General features: G+C 71.3%; 16 protein-coding genes. 10 read left to right on the plus strand and 6 right to left on the minus strand.

Features of this window, described 5'->3' with window-relative positions; genetic code table 11:
* Positions 1 to 692: 692 nt before the first annotated feature.
* Positions 693 to 1,109, minus strand: coding sequence for a winged helix-turn-helix domain-containing protein (locus OG792_RS05065; RefSeq protein ID WP_329107784.1), 417 nt, complete (start codon positions 1,107 to 1,109; stop codon positions 693 to 695).
* 264 nt (positions 1,110 to 1,373) lie between these two features.
* Between OG792_RS05065 and OG792_RS05070 the strand changes: the two genes are divergently transcribed.
* Entirely contained in the window at positions 1,374 to 1,685 is a 312-nt protein-coding gene (locus OG792_RS05070; RefSeq protein WP_329107786.1) for a DivIVA domain-containing protein, read from the plus strand.
* Positions 1,685 to 1,942 carry a hypothetical protein gene (locus OG792_RS05075; RefSeq protein ID WP_329107787.1) on the plus strand — a complete coding sequence of 86 codons (258 nt, stop codon included), beginning with the start codon at positions 1,685 to 1,687 and terminating at the stop codon, positions 1,940 to 1,942. The genes OG792_RS05070 and OG792_RS05075 overlap by 1 nt, the downstream gene beginning before the upstream one ends.
* Before the next feature lie 9 nt (positions 1,943 to 1,951).
* Here OG792_RS05075 and OG792_RS05080 read toward each other — a convergent pair whose 3' ends face one another.
* Both OG792_RS05080 and OG792_RS05085 read right to left on the minus strand, forming a co-directional pair.
* Positions 1,952 to 2,743 carry a maleylpyruvate isomerase family mycothiol-dependent enzyme gene (locus OG792_RS05080; protein WP_329107789.1) on the minus strand — a complete coding sequence of 264 codons (792 nt, stop codon included), beginning with the start codon at positions 2,741 to 2,743 and terminating at the stop codon, positions 1,952 to 1,954.
* Between the two features lie 610 nt (positions 2,744 to 3,353).
* Positions 3,354 to 3,737 (minus strand): winged helix-turn-helix transcriptional regulator, encoded by a 384-nt coding sequence (locus OG792_RS05085; protein WP_329107791.1) that lies wholly within the window; start codon positions 3,735 to 3,737, stop codon positions 3,354 to 3,356.
* Positions 3,738 to 3,866: 129 nt separating this feature from the next.
* On the opposite strand from OG792_RS05085, the gene OG792_RS05090 reads away from it, so the two are divergent.
* The 3 genes from OG792_RS05090 (at position 3,867) to OG792_RS05100 (ending at position 8,915) form a co-directional block, all read left to right on the plus strand.
* A complete protein-coding gene (locus OG792_RS05090; protein WP_329107793.1) occupies positions 3,867 to 4,730 on the plus strand; it encodes an SDR family oxidoreductase in 864 nt (287 codons plus the stop codon).
* A gap of 163 nt (positions 4,731 to 4,893) precedes the next feature.
* Positions 4,894 to 6,108, plus strand: a complete 1,215-nt coding sequence (locus tag OG792_RS05095) for a PP2C family protein-serine/threonine phosphatase (RefSeq protein ID WP_329107795.1) — start codon at positions 4,894 to 4,896, stop codon at positions 6,106 to 6,108.
* Positions 6,109 to 6,308: 200 nt separating this feature from the next.
* A complete protein-coding gene (locus OG792_RS05100; protein ID WP_329107797.1) occupies positions 6,309 to 8,915 on the plus strand; it encodes an MXAN_6230/SCO0854 family RING domain-containing protein in 2,607 nt (868 codons plus the stop codon).
* Between the two features lie 84 nt (positions 8,916 to 8,999).
* On the opposite strand, the gene OG792_RS05105 is transcribed toward OG792_RS05100, so the two are convergent.
* The 3 genes from OG792_RS05105 to OG792_RS05115 form a co-directional block, all read right to left on the minus strand.
* Positions 9,000 to 10,598 carry an MDR family MFS transporter gene (locus OG792_RS05105; RefSeq protein WP_329107798.1) on the minus strand — a complete coding sequence of 533 codons (1,599 nt, stop codon included), beginning with the start codon at positions 10,596 to 10,598 and terminating at the stop codon, positions 9,000 to 9,002.
* A 78-nt stretch (positions 10,599 to 10,676) separates the two neighbouring features.
* Entirely contained in the window at positions 10,677 to 11,297 is a 621-nt protein-coding gene (locus OG792_RS05110) for a TetR/AcrR family transcriptional regulator (protein ID WP_329107800.1), read from the minus strand.
* Positions 11,298 to 11,374: 77 nt separating this feature from the next.
* A complete protein-coding gene (locus tag OG792_RS05115) occupies positions 11,375 to 12,604 on the minus strand; it encodes an exonuclease domain-containing protein (RefSeq protein WP_329107802.1) in 1,230 nt (409 codons plus the stop codon).
* A gap of 239 nt (positions 12,605 to 12,843) precedes the next feature.
* Here OG792_RS05115 and OG792_RS05120 point away from each other — a divergent pair, with 239 nt between their 5' ends.
* The 5 genes from OG792_RS05120 (at position 12,844) to OG792_RS05140 (ending at position 15,833) form a co-directional block, all read left to right on the plus strand.
* Positions 12,844 to 14,172, plus strand: a complete 1,329-nt coding sequence (locus OG792_RS05120; RefSeq protein WP_329107804.1) for an AAA family ATPase — start codon at positions 12,844 to 12,846, stop codon at positions 14,170 to 14,172.
* 24 nt (positions 14,173 to 14,196) lie between these two features.
* Positions 14,197 to 14,655, plus strand: coding sequence for a MarR family winged helix-turn-helix transcriptional regulator (locus OG792_RS05125; RefSeq protein WP_329107807.1), 459 nt, complete (start codon positions 14,197 to 14,199; stop codon positions 14,653 to 14,655).
* Position 14,656: 1 nt separating this feature from the next.
* The gene (locus OG792_RS05130) at positions 14,657 to 14,848 is read left to right on the plus strand and encodes a hypothetical protein (protein WP_329107809.1); all 192 of its coding nucleotides are present in this window, start codon (positions 14,657 to 14,659) and stop codon (positions 14,846 to 14,848) included.
* Complete coding sequence (locus tag OG792_RS05135; protein ID WP_329107811.1) at positions 14,848 to 15,312, plus strand: hypothetical protein; 465 nt, start codon at positions 14,848 to 14,850, stop codon at positions 15,310 to 15,312. Before OG792_RS05130 ends, OG792_RS05135 begins: the two co-directional genes overlap by 1 nt.
* Before the next feature lie 65 nt (positions 15,313 to 15,377).
* Positions 15,378 to 15,833 carry a hypothetical protein gene (locus OG792_RS05140; protein ID WP_329107812.1) on the plus strand — a complete coding sequence of 152 codons (456 nt, stop codon included), beginning with the start codon at positions 15,378 to 15,380 and terminating at the stop codon, positions 15,831 to 15,833.
* Positions 15,834 to 15,869 lie beyond the last annotated feature (36 nt).

Genomic DNA, 15,869 nt, shown 5'->3' on the forward strand with positions numbered 1-15,869 from the left:
GCCAGGTGAGCACCTCGAACTGGAGAGAGGGCGACTTTACCAGCCCGATGCCTCTGTCGCGACCCGACGTTGGGCTTGTACCGGACTCTCCGGCCTACGATGTGCGGCGCAGCATCTCTTGGGTCGGAAATGTCCGGCCTGTGTTATTGATCTCGATGGAGCGGTTATTGCTGGTCCAGCGGTTCCTGTGGATGCAAGGGGATTGCATGCATCCTTGCTGCCACCTATGGCCACTACGTCCCGGCGGTTGGTGGCAACACTCCATGCAGGTGTTGCCGTTGCGCGCTCTGACGTGAGCCTGTGACGCTCGGTCATAGTGCGACCCCAACGAGCCGGTTCGTCCGGCACTCCGCTTGTCCCTCATCGACGGTTCGCAGCTAAGTCCTTCTGCGTCCGTCTGTGGCGGTAGGCGCATTGTGTCTGTCGATCTAGAGGGTGTTGGCCGGGGCTGGACGGCCTCTCGGCGGAGATCCAGGGCCACGAACGTTTCGGCAACCACGTTGAGATACGCGTGGGCAGCGAGTGGCATCACCCGTAGTACCACGCTAGATGGCCCGCCGGTAGCGTCTGAACGGAGCCGGCCTTGGCGGCGCGTGGGCGGGTGGGCCCGGTGCTGCAATTGCGGCCCGATCCATGCGACGTGGTTGCTGTCGCCGTATTGTGTTAGGGCGATAGGGAGCTGGCGGTTTGGTTCAAACCGGCTTCGGGCGGGTTAGTTCGACCTGATCACCTGGCTGGACCTCCACCTCGCCCTTCGGGTGGCGGATCTCGAGCACTGGCACACCCTCGTCGAGTTGCATGTCCCGTCGCTCGCTACCGGTTGGCATCCGCGCGATTACCGACCCGCCGGCTGGCAACTCCGCCTTCGTACGCTCCGGAGACTCGCGTACGCGGGTGCCGTGGCCTCGGATGGTGCTGACCAGGCCCTCGGAGCGGAGCAGGGAGACGGCCATCCGTACGGCTTCGCGGCCGATGCCGTACTCCTGGGTCAGTCGCGCCTCGCTCGCCAGCGTTGTGCCGGGCGCCAGTTCGCCGGACTCGATGCGCTCGCGGATCAGGTCAGCGAGCTGCACATAGACCGGCGTGTGCGAGCGCGGATCGATGCTCATACCGCACAAGTCTTGTTCCCCCGTGGGCCGGGCTGGTTGTGCCCCTGAGCCCCTGTCCGTATAGTCGCAGGATCGAACCCCGCTCATGGGCGAATTCGGATTACTGCCCCTGCGCTCGGGCTCGATTGGCATGGCCACTGAGCAGCCCCGCTGCCGTACTGCTGGACCGAGGCTGCGGTGGTGGGGCGGGGTGGTCCGCCCGTTCGCGGCGGACGGGTGGGCCACCCCTTCCAGACCCGATCCGAACCGGAAGGCAGGCACAGGATGCGCAACTTCTTGGCACGGTTCCGCAGGGGCGAACGGGAGAGCAGGGGAGCCCACTACCGGTCCAGGGCGTACGCGCCGTTGCGGCCGTGGCAGGTGCGCGGGCGGCGGTTCCGCAGGGTCGGCTGGTTCGGGCGGCGCGGGCTCGACCCGGACGAGGTGCAGGAGTTCCTGGACCGGGTCGCCACCGACCTGACCAGCCTCTACGACGAGCTGGCAAAGAGTCGGGACGAGACAATCCGGGTCAAGGCGGCGCTGCGTCAGTGGCAGTCGCGCCAATCCCGTACGGCGAACGTCTCGGAGCGCTACTGATGGCCGACCGGGAGCGTTTTGTCGTACGCCTACCGGTGCTTGCCCGTGACCTTGCTGGCGCCCAGCGCCTCGCCCGGGTCATGGGCCGGACGATGCGGATCCTGCCGTACGTCGACCCGGGCGAGATCACCGTGTCGTACGAGGACGAGCAGCGCGTACATCATCGGGTTTTCTGTGACCGGTTGCTGGGTGCGGGCCGGCGCTGCCTGCTCCGCGCCGACCACGACGGCCCCTGCGCCCGCCGCCTGTCGCGCTGAACGGGCGTCCTACTCGTCCGGGTTCCAGTCGCGGAGCAGGTCGAAGACGCGTCCGTCGCCGTGCAGCCTCAGGGAGTCGAGCGGGATGCGGTTGTAGAGCCAGAGGACCACGTCACTGGCCGTGGCCCGAGCGGAGGCGGTGGGCGCGTCCGGGCCCTCGCCGGCGGCGGTGGCGCTGGGGAGGCGGGTGGTCCGTGCACCCTCTGCGTCGAGCGAGAGTCGCCAGGAGTGGCCCTCGATGGCGTGGAAGTCGAGGTCGGCGGGCTTGTGCGGCCAGGCGATCGTGGTCGCGCAGCAGGTGGTCAGGAACTCGTCCACACCGTCGAGCGCCACGTCTTCCGGCAGCGGGTGCGGGGCGTCCTGGGTGATCTGGGCGTCGTAGGTGTGGACCGCGACCTCCTGGACCCGGTGCCGGGCGACGGCACCGGCGGTCTGCGGCGACTCCGACCCGCCCCACCACGTCCAGCAGCCGCGATCCGGACCGGCCTCGCGCAGCGCGTTCAGTAGCCGCGCGGTGGAGTCGTCCCACCAGGTCAGCAGGGCTTCGCGCTCCCGAGGCGCGGGATCGAGGCCGTCCGGCGCGAACTCCGCCGGGGGAGTGGCGGCCGGACCGGCGTGGACAACGGCGGTCCATTTGCGCTGGCCCTTGCCCAGGTGTTCCACCAGATCCAGCAGCGTCCAGTCGGGGCAGGTCGGCACCGGTAGATCCAGGCTGGGTGCGGACAGAATCGCGGCGCGGAAGGCGGTCGCGCGTTCGTCGATCAGCCGCAGCAGCGCGGGGAACTCCAGGGTCTTTGCCACGAGGGGTGTCTACCACCCTCGCTTCGACAACCGGAACCCATTTACACCGCCGACGGCGGCTCGGCAAAGCATGCTCGCCGTCCGCGTCATTCGAGCTCCCCGCCGTACGTAGCCTGGTAGAGCAGTCGCCCCAGGCGCTGATGCAGCAGGTGGGCCTGCTGTAGGGGAAGCATGACCTGGCCCCAGCCGGGTCCGTCCGGGTCGCGTCGGACTGGTGCAGATCGATCAGGATGCTGGTCGACCGCTCGTCATCGGTGTCCCAGTGGGACATGGCCGTGAAGGAGAGGTAACCGTCGGCGTCGGGGCCGAGCTCGCCGGCCTCGATGCCGTAGCCGGCGCTGTACTCCGGCCAGCGATCTTCCCAACGTTGCTGCTTGACCTCCCGCCAGGACATGTCCTGCCGGTCAGTGCTGGCGGGGGGAGTCGTCCTGGTGGGTGGTGTCATCCGTTGCCGCTGGTAGGGCCGCTTCGGCGCTCATCGTGGTTCCTCCGACAGCTTTCCACCGGGTGTTGTCATCGCGCGGGTGCGACGACCGGCGTGACGGGAACCTAACTACAGCTCTCCGGTTCGATCGACGACTGAACCGGGGCGCGATGCCCCCCCCGGAACCTAGCGGCTCGCGTTGGTGCCGTTCACCTCGGTCTGGACCAGTTCCACCAGGTCCACGATCTTGGCGGCGACGCGTACGCCGAACGGGGTGAGGCTGTATTCGACGTGTGGCGGGATGGTGGCCTGTACGTCGCGCAGCACCAGGCCGTCGCGTTCGAGTCCCTGAAGGGTCTGGGCGAGCATCTTCTCGCTGACCCCGTCGACCCGGCGGCGCAGTGCGTTGAAGCGGTACGACCCCTCGTGTAACGCGGCGAGGGCGAGCAGGCCCCACTTGCCGGCCAGGTTCTCCACTATCCGCCGGGAGCCGCAGTCGCGGGCGAAGACGTCGGCGACCATCGCGTCGTCGCCGTCGTACCCGTCTGCGGCGGGGGTGGAGTCAACCATGGTCCCTACGGTAGCCGTGAGCTGGGCACTGAGGTTAGTGAAGGTGCTCACTTTTCCTCGGCGCTTTCGAAAAGTTAGTACATCCTTCTGGGAGGCAAGCCGTCAGTTGAGCCGCCGAAGGAGCTGGACATGATCGTCGTCACCGGGGCCACCGGGCATCTCGGCCCCATTGTCATCGAGGAACTGCTGGCGCGCGGTGTGCCCGCCGAGGAGATCGTTGCCGCCGTACGCACCCCGGAGAAGGCGGCCGGGCTCGCCGAGCGCGGCGTGCGGGTGCGCCGGGCCGACTACGACGACCCGGAGAGCCTGGCCAGCGCGTTCGCCGGTGCAGACAGGGTGCTGCTCGTCTCCGGCACCGATGTCGGGCAGCGGGTTCCCCAGCACCGCAACGCGGTCGAGGCCGCCCGCGCGGCCGGTGTCAAGCTGCTCGCCTACACCAGCATTCTGAACGCCGACACGACCAAGCTCGTGCTCGCCGCCGACCACCAGGCGACCGAGGCGATCATCCGCGAGTCGGGTGTGCCGTTCGTGCTCCTGCGCAACGGCTTCTACCTCGACCTCTACACCGAGGGCTTCGCCCAGAATCTCGAACACGGCGCGATCGTCGACGCCTCCGGCGACGGCAAGATGTCCGTCGCCACCCGGGCCGATTTTGCCGCCGCGGCTGCCGCCGTGCTCACCACCGAGGGACACGAGAACAAGGCGTACGAGCTGGGTAGCGACTGGGCCTTCACGGTGCCCGCCCTGGCCGCCGAACTGAGTCGCCAGACCGGCCGTACGGTGGTCTACAACGATCTCACCCCGGCCGAGTACACCGAGTTCCTGGCCGGTGTCGGTGTGCCGCGCCCGATGGCGGAGGTGTTGGCGGACACGCGGGTCGGCGTACTCCGGGGTGAGCTGTTCACCGACAGCGGTGACCTGTCGCGCCTGCTCGGCCGGCCGACCACGTCGCTCGCCGACGCCGTCGCCGCCGCACTCAAGGAACTCGGCTGATCCCGAGCCGATCCCGATCGAGGGGAGCGACCCGGTCCTGATCGAGAGCGGTGGCGTGCCGTTGGCGGCGGCACGCCACCGCCCCGCCGGCTACCCGTGGTCGGGTCACCCCCAGGTGGCGGGATCGGCGGCGGGCTCCTACGGTGGGGGCGACACTTGGAGGATGCGCGTGGTCGACGCGGGCGAGGCCGTGCGCTGGTTGCAACTGAACGCTCCCCGTGGCGGGCCGGACGACCTGTCTGGTCTGATCGCACGGGCGGCGCAGACGATCGGTGCCAGTGAGATCGTCGTCTACCTGGCCGACTACGGCCAGACCCAGCTCGTTCCGCTGCTCGCCAACGGCCTGAAGGACCGGGAGGTCCTGTCGATCGAGGCGACGCTCGCCGGGCGCGCGTTCAGCGGGCTCGACGTGCAGGTGACGGTCGACGGCGGAGACCGGATGTGGGTGCCGCTACTGGTCGGGTGCGAGCGGATGGGCGTACTGGAGGTTGTCACGCCGGCCGCCGGGGACCCGGGCATGGAGGGCGCCGCGCGGGAACTCGCCGTCAGCGTCGCCCAGGTCCTGGTCAACCGTCGGCCGTACGGCGACGTGGTCGAGCGGATGCGGCGACGCTTCCCGATGCAGGTCGCCGCCGAGATCGTCTGGGGGCTGCTGCCGCCGCTGACGTTCGCCACCGACGACATGATGGTCACCGCCATCCTCGAACCGTGTTACGACGTCGGTGGTGACGTCTTCGACTACGCGCTCAACGACAACGTACTCAGCGTCGGACTGTTCGACACGTGCGGGCACGGCATCAAGGCGAGCACGCTGGCCTCGCTCGTGGTCAACGTCTACCGCAACGCGCGCCGCTGCGGCCTGGATCTTGTAGACACCGCGCTCAGTATCGACAAGTGGATCCGCTCCGAGCACCCGAACCTCTTCTCCACCGCGCTGCTCGCCGAACTCCAACGCGACACCGGTCGGCTACGCATGATCAACGCCGGGCATCCCGGTGCACTGCTGCTGCGCGACGGCAAGGCCATCAGGGAACTGCCCGGCCCGACCGCGCTGCCACTCGGCCTCGGCCACATGTCCGCACGACGGCCGCAGGTGCACGAGGAGGACCTGCATCCGGGTGACCGGGTGCTCGCGTACACCGACGGTGTTACCGACGCGCGCAGTCTCGACGGCGAGCGGTTCGGGGTTGACCGGCTCGTCGACTTCGTCAACCGGGCACTCAACGACCAATTGCCGACGCCCGAGACGATGCGCCGCCTGGTACGCGCCGTCGTCGCGCACCAGGACGACGAACTCCAGGACGACGCGACGGCGATGTTCCTCGAATGGCGTCCACCCCGAAGCCCGCTCGCCCATCTCTCCGGCGCCGACTCGTAGGGCAGCGCGATCATCTCCACGCCCACCGGACCGGGCGGCGCAAACCCGCGTGCGGTCGGCGCGTCGGCGGCGGTAACGTTCCGGTCTGCGGCGAGGGCGGCTCCTGGGCGTGCTTCCTTCTATCTTCTTCTGAAAAAGGCACTAGCGCGCCCGATCTCCGCCCTCGCCGTCCATCCACTGTGGAGAGGGCGGTGTCGGCCGTGGCGATCGCACTCGGTACGGGCACGAAGCGGGCCACCCCGGACCCGGTCGCGATCGTGCTGCTGCGCCGGTCCGGGCTGGTCGTGCCGGGACTGCTCGCCGGCGGCCGGAAGGTCAAGCGGCCGGGGCGCCAATCGGTGCCGGTCGGACCCGGTCTGCTCGCACTGGAAGCCGACGTGCTGGCGCTGGGCTACCTGATCGGACCACGGCTGCGCGCCCACCTCGCGGAGCAGGAGACCGAGCGGCTCGCCGCGATCGGCCTCGGCCTCATCGGCGCGCTGGAGTCGATCGTCGGCGCCAACAAGCCGCACGTGCCCCTGTTCCGCAACTTCCCGCGCAGCGTGCCCGACGACACGTACGCGCTGTGGGTGCGGCGGGTGTTCACGCTGCTGCTCCAGGATCCGTACCAGCCGTGCGTGCTGTGTGGACAGGTCGAGACGGTGTCTGCGGTGGCGCCGTGCGCGCACCTGGTCTGCACCGGCTGCTGGGACATGGGCGACTACGCCGGCTGCCCGATCTGCCACCAGCGGATCGATCCGGCCGGACCGTTCCTGCACCCGACCCGTGCGGCGGGTCCCACCGGTCAGCTCCCGCTGCCCCGGCGGGTCGCGGCGCTCGAACTCGTCGACGACCTGAACCGCTCGGTGTACCGGACGGTGGAGGTGATGCTGGCCCGGCGTACGCCGCTCACCCCGCAGGACAAGGGCGACCTCGGCGCGCTGCTCGACCGGGTCGGACCCGGCGACCTGGGCTGGCTGCCGGACGAGATCCCGATCCGGGAGACCCGCGCGCTGGTGCTGGCCCGGCTGGTCGCCGATCCGGCGCTCGCCGACCGGCTCCCCGACCTGTTCACCACCCACATCGGTACGGCCACCGACGCGTTGCGCCTGCTCTACGTGCTGCACGGCGGCGACGCCGGACTGGTCACCGCGCCGACGCGGCGCCGCTCGCTGCCCCGCCGGCTGCGCCGGCTGCTGCTCGCCCGGCTGGCCGCGCTGCCGCTCGCCGCGCTGGTCGAGGACCTGCACCGGCACGGTCCGGCCTGGCAGCGGATGGCGGAGAACCTGCACCCGTTCGAGCGGGCCGACCACCACCCCAACGCCGCGGCGGCGTTCGCCGTGCTGCGCGGCACCCCGGTCGACCTCGCCACCGGGTTCGGCCGGCTGCTCGCCGGGGTGGCCGCCGCACACCCGACGATTCTGGAACACGACCGGGGTCGGCTGCGCACCTCGGGCTGGGCGGCGCGGGTCGAGCAGGCCCTCGAAGCCTGGGACATCGGCACCGCGCTCGACCTGCTCGCCCGGCGTCCGGGCGTACTGGCCCGGCGGCTGGTGGAGCTCGCCTCGCGTACGGACGAGCCGGAGGCGCTGGTCGCGACGGCCGGCACCGCGCTGCGTACGGTGTCGCCCGGGGTGCTGCTCGCCGCGCTGGGCGCGGTCCGGGCGGCCACCTGGCCGGCCGGCACCCGGCTGTTCTTCCCGCGCGGCGGCAGCGCCCGGCTGTGGGCGCAACCGGATCACCGGCCGCGACTCGACGCGAACCTCGGTGCCGCGCTCGACGCGATACTCAGCGGGGAACTGCTGGACCGCGCCGCCGGGCTGCCGCCGGTCGAGGTCGCCCTGCTGGACGCCGGCCTGGCCGACCTGGTCGCGCCGTTCACCGAGCGGACCGCGTCGGCAGCCCTGGTACGCCTGCCGCGCGGCAGCAGCCAGCCGCTGCCGGACGGGCGGGTCGTACGGCTGTTCCTGCACTGGACCGAGCCGGCCGGCACCCGGGTCGATCTGGACCTGTCGGTGGCCATGTACAACGGTGACGGTGGTTTTGTCGGCTGGTGCGACTACACCCGGCTGCGGTACGGCGACCGCCTGGCCCTGCACTCCGGCGACCTGACCTCGGCACCGGCGCCGCTCGGCGCGAGCGAGTTCGTCGACCTGAACGTCGCCGCGTTGCGCCGGCAGGGGATCCGTTACCTGACGATGGTGGTGTTCAGCTACAACGACGTGCCGTTCGACGCGATGACGGACGCGTTCGCCGGGTTCATGGGCGACCCCGGCCAGGGCGGTTCGCCGTTCCAGTCGAAGGCGGTCGAGCAGCGGTTCGACCTGACCGGTTCGGTCAAGGTCGCCACCCCGCTCCTGGTCGACCTGGAGGAGCACCGGCTGCGCTGGGTCGACGCCGCGATGGGTGGCACCGGCGGTGAGCATTCGGTGGCCCGTTACTCGTCCACGCTCGGCCGGCTCACCGTGGCGGCGGACCGCCACTTCGCCGCCGGCCGGCGGGTCAGCCTCTGGGAGGTGGCCTGCTGGCACGCGGCGGCCCGCGCGGCCACCGTGCTGGTACGGCACCGCGACGGCACGGTTGTCGGCTACCGGCGGGACGACGGCGAACCGGTCCCGACGTACGCCGCCCGCCTGGCCGCCCTCGGCCCGCCCGACCGGGACGTGACCGGGGACGACGTGCCGCCGGCCAACTTCGCGGCGCTGGTCCGTGGCGATGTGCCGCTGGCCGACGGCGCGGGCGCGTACGCCCTGTACCGGTCCGGGCTCGATGCCGGCACGGTCGACCTGCTCGACGCCGCCGACCTGATCGGCACCCTCAGCCGCTGAGCCTCCCGCCCGCGAGAAAACCAACGCCGTGAGCGCCGCGAGCCCGCACCCCGGGATCGGGGTACGGGCTCGCGGTTGGATGGCTCAGTGCATCGGCGGTACGGGCGTGCCGCCGGCCGCCGCCTGTTCTTCCTGTTCGAGCCGCTCGGTGCCGCTGAGGGTGCTCAGCGGCTTCTCCCTGATGAAGATCACCGCGATGAACGCGAGCAGCGCGATCGGTGCGCCGACCAGGAACAGGTCGGCGGTGGCGGTGCCGTACGCGTCCTGCACGATCCGCAGCACCGGTGCGGGCAGGGTGGCGAGGTCGGGTACGGCCGCGGTGCCGCTGCCGCCGCCGGCCGCCGCCCCGAGGTTCTCGGTCAGCAGCGAGGTGACCCGGTTGGCCAGCACCGCGCCGAGGGCGCTGACGCCGATGGCACCGCCCATACTGCGGAAGAAGGTGAGCACCGAGGTGGTGGCGCCGAGTTCGTGCGCGGGTACGTCGTTCTGCGCGGCGAGGACAAGGTTCTGCATCAGCATGCCGACGCCGACGCCGAGCACCGCCATGTAGATCGAGAGCACCGGCACGCTGGTTTGGGCGTCGATGGTGCCGAGCAGCACCATCCCGGCGGTCATGATGGCGCCGCCGGCGACCAGGTAGATTTTCCACCGGCCGTACTTCGTGATGAGCTGGCCGGCGACGGTGGACGACACCAGCAGACCGAAGATCATCGGCAGGCTCATCAGGCCGGCCACGGTCGGCGACTTGCCCAACGCGATCTGGAAGTACTGCGACAGGAACACGGTGCCGCCGAACATGGCGACGCCGACCAGCACGCTCGCCACCGTGGCCAGTGAGACGGTGCGGTTGCGGAAGATGCCGAGCGGGATGATCGGTTCCGCTACCCGCGACTCGACCCAGATCGCCAGTGCCAGCAGCACCAGGCCGCCGCCGACCATCAGCGCGGTCCAGCCGGAACCCCAGGCGAACCTGTGCCCGGCGAGCGAGGACCAGACCAGCAGGGTGGAGACGCCCGCGGTGATGAGCGCGGCGCCGACCCAGTCGATGTTGACCTTCCGGCGTACGACCGGCAGGTGCAGGGTGCGCTGGAGCAGGAAGATCGACAGCAGGGTGAACGGTACGCCGATCAGGAAGCACCAGCGCCAGCCGAGCCAGGAGGTGTCGACCAGGACACCGCCGATCAGCGGGCCGGCGATGGTGCCGACGCCGAACACCGCGCCGAAGATGCCGGCGTAGCGGCCCAGTTCGCGCGGCGGGATCATCGCCGCCATGACGATCAGGGCGAGCGCGCTCATGCCGCCCGCGCCGATGCCCTGCACGACCCGGCTGACCAGCAGCACCTCGACGTTCGGGGTGAAGCCGGCGATCAGCGAGCCGACCACGAACAGCCCGAGGGAGAGCTGGATCAGCAGTTTCTTGCTGTAGAGGTCGGCCATCTTGCCCCAGAGCGGGACGGTGGCGGTCATGGCCAGCAGTTCGCTGGTGACGATCCAGGTGTAGACGGTCTGGCTGCCATCCAGGTCGGCGATGATGCGTGGCAGCGCGTTCGCCACCACCGTGGAGGCCAGGATCGACACGAACATACCGACCATCAGGCCGGAGAGTGCCTGGAGGACTTCCCGGCGGGACATGCGCCCCGAGCCGACCTCGGTGGGTTCGGGTGGCGCGGCGGTTGTGGTCATCGAGGCTTCCTTCTGGCGAGCAGGGGTGGTAGCCCCGGCGCCGATGGGCCGGGGCAAGGGGAGTCGGTGGTTATCGGGTCAGGCGGCGGAGCGGGGGTCGGGCAGGCCGGCGGCGACCCCGGCGAACGCCTCGTCCACCAGGTCGGCCAGCGGCAGGCTACCGGCGCTGCCTGCCCAGCGGACCATGGCAACCCGGAAGGCCGCCCCGGTCACGGCCGTGACCAGGGCCGGATATCCGTGGTCCGGTTCGACCCCGGTACGCGCGGCGAGCGCCTCGGTGATCGCCCGCTCGGTTTCGGCGCCGCTGGCGACCAGCCGGGGCAGCAGTACCGGATTCTGGGCCACGACCCGCATCCGGAGGAACCAGAGCGCGGCGTCGGCCTGCATCTCGTCGAGCAGGGAGGTGAGTGCCCGCCGGACGGCCTCCAGCGCGGGCACCTCCGGCGGCACGGTCGCCAGCACCGCCAGCACCCGTGCGCTGTCGCCGGCCTGGTCGGCGACGAGTGCCTCGTCCTTGGACGAGAAGTAGTTGAAGAACGTACGCGTGGAGACGTCGGCGGCCTCGCTGATCTCCTCGACGGTGACGTGGTCGAGTCCGCGTTCGGCGACCAGGCGCAACGCCGCGTCGACCAGGGCGTCCCGGGTCTGCCGCTTCTTGCGGTCCCGGCGCCCCGGTCTGGCGTCCTCGGTGATGGTCACCCGGCAACGGTACGAACGAACTTGCAGTCCATGCAATCTTTTAGTTTGCGCAAGAAAGTGATGTACGCCACCGCCGGCTAGTCACGGTTCACGATGGTGAGGAAGGCCGCCGGCCGTACGACGGGTATGCCGTACTTCCGGGCCTGCCGTGCCTTGCCGGAGAGGCTGTCCGGATCGGCGGCCACCAGCAGCGACGTTTTCTTCGTCACGGCCCGGCCCACCCCGTAGCCGGCGCCGACCGCCCTGGCCTCCCACACGTCGCGGGGTTCGTCCATCTGCCCGGTGAAGACCACTATGTCGCCGGCCGACAGGGCGAACCGCTGCGCGACGAGCGGTGCCACCGGCGTGCTCCGGGCGCCGGACATCGCCGCGCCGATCGCGTCCTGCACCTCGCTCGCCGGCAGGTCCAGCAGTACCGCCACGGCCCGCAGGTCCCGCAGTTCCTCCGCCGTGACGATCCCGTCGTCGGCGGCCTCGGTCGCCAGCGAGCGCAGGTACTGCCGGTGCAGGCTGACCACGTGGCGGCGGCTGAGGTTGAGCGCGGTAGCGGTTTCCACCAGCGAATCCGTCTCGGTCGCCGACAGGTACCGGTCGAGCAGGGCCCGGTCGAGCAGGGCCAGGTACGCGTCGGCCTGCGGCGGATCGGGTACGCGCGGCAACCGGTCGATCAGTCGGGCCAGGAAGTGTTGCGGTTTCGCCGCGGCGGCGGCGCTCCGGGTCAGCGCCCCGACCCCGCCACCGGTGGTCAGCTCCGGCCACACCTGCTTGCCCGCGAGCCGGATCGAGTCCTGCCACGGTGGCGGCTGCCCCGCCGCGTCGAGGTAGTGGCGCAGCAGACGGGCGGCCGCCAGCGCGTCGTCCAGCGCCGAGTGGGCCTGCTGCTGGGGGATGGCGGCGGCGAGACAGCAGTCGGCGAGGCTGCGGCTGGCCAGCGGGAGGAAGCGCGGTGCCAGGCGCATGGTGCACAGGCCGTCCGCGTGGTGCACGGGAACGGTCGCCCCGATCCGGGCGTATTCCGCGGCCACGAACCGGGCGTCGAACGTGAGGTTGTGCGCCACGACGAGACGATGCCGCAGGCGGTGCGCGATCTCACCGGCGAGTTGCCGGAACGTCGGTGCGCGTCGTACGTCGGCCGCGCGGATGCCGTGGATGTGCTGCGGACCGAGGTCACGCTCCGGGTTGACCAGGCTGGCCCACCGATCGGTGATCCGTCCCCGACCGTCCACGTGCACCACCGCGATCTCGCAGATCCGATCGTGCATGGCCGGGTTGAAACCGGTGGTTTCCACGTCAATGACGGCGTACACCTGACGTCACCTTTTCTGCTGTCGAAGCACGGGACGCCACACTATGGACGAAGACCGGCGTAGGGAACCTCCGAAGGTACCGGCCGGACGGACGGCATGGGCGGCGCCGTGTCAGCCGACGTTGGTCGGGTCCTCGGGGATCGTCAATGCCCTGTCCGGGGTCGGCCCGGCGGCTGGGGCGCGACCGCGTCGGGCCGGTAATGTGTCGGACACTCCTCGGGTGGAGAGTGGGGCGGCGCATGGTCACGGGGTTGGTGTTGCCGCCGTCGGTCGAGGCGGGACGGGTGGTCGACGCGGTCCTGGCCGACCTGCGTACCGGCGGACACCGGGGGGTGGTGGTCGACTCGCCCCCCGGTGCCGGCAAGTCGACGCTGGTGGTCCGGGCCGCGGTCGAGCTGGCCGCCGCCGGGGAGCCACTGATCGTGATCGCCCAGACGAACGAGCAGGTGGACGACCTGACCGATCGGCTGGCGGTGGCCGCACCCGCGATGTCGATCGGCCGCCTCTCGGCCGCCGACTACGTGCCGTCCGAGCGGGTCGCCAGGCATGACGGGGTCCGGGTCGCGGCCAAGGTCGCCGACCTCGGTGGTCCGGCCGTCATCATCGGTACGGCCGCCAAGTGGGCGATGATCGGCGAGGGTTCCTGGCCGTGGGCGATCGTGGACGAGGCGTACCAGATGCGCTCGGACGCCCTGCTGCGCGTCGCCGCCCGGTTCGAGCGGGCGCTGTTCGTCGGCGACCCCGGTCAGCTCGATCCCTTCTCCACCGTGGACACCGTCCGCTGGACCGGCTTGACCTGGGATCCGATGCAGAGTGCGGTGGCGGTGCTGCTGCGGCACAACCCGGAGTTGCCGGTGCACCGGCTGCCGGTCTCCTGGCGGCTGCCGGCCTCCGCCGCGCCGGTGGTGGCGGCGGCGTTCTACCCGTTCACCGGGTTCCGGGCCGGCACCGTCGCGCCGGACCGCTCGCTGTCGCTGACCCGGCCGGGGCCCGGTGACCCGGTCGACGCGGCGGTGGACCTGGCCGCCGCCACCGGCTGGGCGCTCTACCAGCTACCCGCCCGGCACACCCCGCGTACGGACACCGAGGCGGCGGCGGCCTGCGCCGGGCTGGCCCGCCGGGTGCTGGAACGGGGTGCGGTGGCGATCTCCGAGCGGTCCGGGTCGGGTGCCCCGGTCGACGCGTCCCGGATCGCGATCGGCGCCGCCCACCGGGACCAGGTGGCGGTGATCCGGTCGATGCTCGGCCCGGCCGGCGCGGACATCACGGTCGACACCGCCAACCGCCTTCAGGGCCGCGAGTACGACCTGACCGTGGTGCTGCACCCGCTGTCCGGTCGGCGCGACGCCACCGCGTTCCACCTGGAGTCGGGGCGGCTCTGCGTGCTCACCTCCCGGCACCGGCACGCCTGCGTGGTGGTGGCCCGTGCCGGCATCGCCGACCTGCTCGACGCCCACCCGTCGACCGAACCGGTGCATCTCAACGTGCCGGTGAAGTTCCCGGACGGCTGGGAGGCCAACCAGTCGATGATGTCCGTGCTGGAGGGCTCCCGGGTGCTCGCCGGCTAGCCCGGGTTTATGGGGTGTGCCGTGGTGAACGGACCCGCCGACGGCGACCCCGACCTGCTCCGTACGGTGCACAGCTTCGACCGGGTGGTGCGGCTGCTCCGGCGGCTCACCACGCCGGACGGGCTCAGCCTGACCGCCGCCTCCACGCTCTACCGGCTGGACGAGTTCGGCGCCCACCGCCTCTCCGACCTGGCGATCGCCGAGGGGGTCACCCAGCCCGGTATGACCCAGCTCGTCTCCCGGCTGCAACGCGACGGGCTGGCCGAGCGCCGCAGCGACCCCGCCGACCGCCGGGTGGTGGTCGTCGACATCACCCCGGCCGGACGGGAACTGGTGCTGCGCCGCCGGGCGACCCGGGCCGGGAAGCTCGCCGAACTGCTCGCCGACCTCTCGGCCGACGAACGCGCGGCGGTGGTCACCTCCCTCCGGGTGCTCGACCGACTCGCCGCCCGGACAACCCCACTACGAGCAGGGAACGACTGACGTGACGGGATCGAACGGGGGCACCGGACGGCGCGGCCCGAACGGCGGCGGCGCCGACCACCCGCGCTACCGGTGGATCGCCCTGTCCAACACCACCCTGGGCATGCTGCTCGCCACGATCAACTCGTCGGTCGTGCTGATCTCGCTGCCCGCGATCTTCAACGGCTCTCCATCGGCGTCTTCTTCTCGCTGATGGTGGCCGGGCTGGCCGGCTCGCTGCCGCAGACGCTCGACTCCGGACTGACCGCGCAGGGCGTACCGGCCGCCGCCGCGCACACCGTCGCCGAGCTACCGCCGGTCGGTACGCTCTTCGCCGCGTTCCTCGGCTACAACCCGATCCAGCAGCTGCTCGGCCCGGACGTGCTGGGTGCCCTGCCGACCGTGAACGCGGACACGTTGACCGGTCGGGAGTTCTTTCCACACCTGATCGCCGGACCGTTCCACCATGGACTCGGGATCGTGTTCTGGCTCGCCATCGCGATGGCGCTGGTCGGCGCGGCGGCCTCGCTGTTCGCCCCACGGACGGCCGCCGCCGGTCCGGCCGACGACCCGGTCATCCGGGAGACGGAGCTGACCGACGAGCTGTACGGGGCCGAGCCGCTGACCCCGACCCGTGGGGCGGCCGAGCCGCTGATTCCCGACCGCGACCGGGCCTGACCGTACCGGCGTGATGGCGCTCATGATCAACCCAAACCGGACGCGGGGACGGTAAGCTCGCCCCCGTGACCGCCGTGACGCTTTCCCGCCCCCTGTGGTGGGTGGCCCGACGGTCACTGCGGTTGCTGACCGGTCTGATCCTGATGGCGCTCGTGCTCGGCCTGAGCGCCGGCATCGCCGAGGCCGCCCCGGCACCGCCGCCCGCACCGGCCGCCGCCGCGACGCAGGCGGTCACCGGCGCGCCGGACCAGGACCCGCCGTTCATCGAGATCCCGCCGGCCGCCACACCGACGACGACCGACGCCATGCGGGCAGCGACCACCGGCACGTCGGTCGTCAATGCCGGCGAGCGGGCGGACTCCGACGACGCCACGGACCGCGCCCCGGCCGCCGCCCCGCTTACGGCCGGCCCGGGTCGGCCGGACCAGCGGTCGGTGTCGCGCACCCCGGCGCGATCGAGCCTGCCGGTCGCCACCGGATACGGGCTTCCCGCCGGACCGAGGGCTCCGCCGCTGCGGTGACACCCCGGCCGGCCGCTCTGGCCGGCGAGCGTGTCC

Origin of the sequence: Micromonospora sp. NBC_01699, assembly GCF_036250065.1 — a bacterium.
In the GTDB taxonomy this organism is placed as follows: domain Bacteria; phylum Actinomycetota; class Actinomycetes; order Mycobacteriales; family Micromonosporaceae; genus Micromonospora_G.

What these genes read in the sequence shown, in the direction of transcription:
- OG792_RS05065 (WP_329107784.1), bottom strand. Translation starts at nt 1,109, where the DNA reads ATGAGCATCGATCCGCGCTCGCACACGCCGGTCTATGTGCAGCTCGCT.
- OG792_RS05070 (WP_329107786.1), top strand. Translation starts at nt 1,374, where the DNA reads ATGCGCAACTTCTTGGCACGGTTCCGCAGGGGCGAACGGGAGAGCAGG.
- OG792_RS05075 (WP_329107787.1), top strand. Translation starts at nt 1,685, where the DNA reads ATGGCCGACCGGGAGCGTTTTGTCGTACGCCTACCGGTGCTTGCCCGT.
- OG792_RS05085 (WP_329107791.1), bottom strand. Translation starts at nt 3,737, where the DNA reads ATGGTTGACTCCACCCCCGCCGCAGACGGGTACGACGGCGACGACGCG.
- OG792_RS05090 (WP_329107793.1), top strand. Translation starts at nt 3,867, where the DNA reads ATGATCGTCGTCACCGGGGCCACCGGGCATCTCGGCCCCATTGTCATC.
- OG792_RS05095 (WP_329107795.1), top strand. Translation starts at nt 4,894, where the DNA reads ATGCGCGTGGTCGACGCGGGCGAGGCCGTGCGCTGGTTGCAACTGAAC.
- OG792_RS05105 (WP_329107798.1), bottom strand. Translation starts at nt 10,598, where the DNA reads ATGACCACAACCGCCGCGCCACCCGAACCCACCGAGGTCGGCTCGGGG.
- OG792_RS05120 (WP_329107804.1), top strand. Translation starts at nt 12,844, where the DNA reads ATGGTCACGGGGTTGGTGTTGCCGCCGTCGGTCGAGGCGGGACGGGTG.
- OG792_RS05135 (WP_329107811.1), top strand. Translation starts at nt 14,848, where the DNA reads ATGGTGGCCGGGCTGGCCGGCTCGCTGCCGCAGACGCTCGACTCCGGA.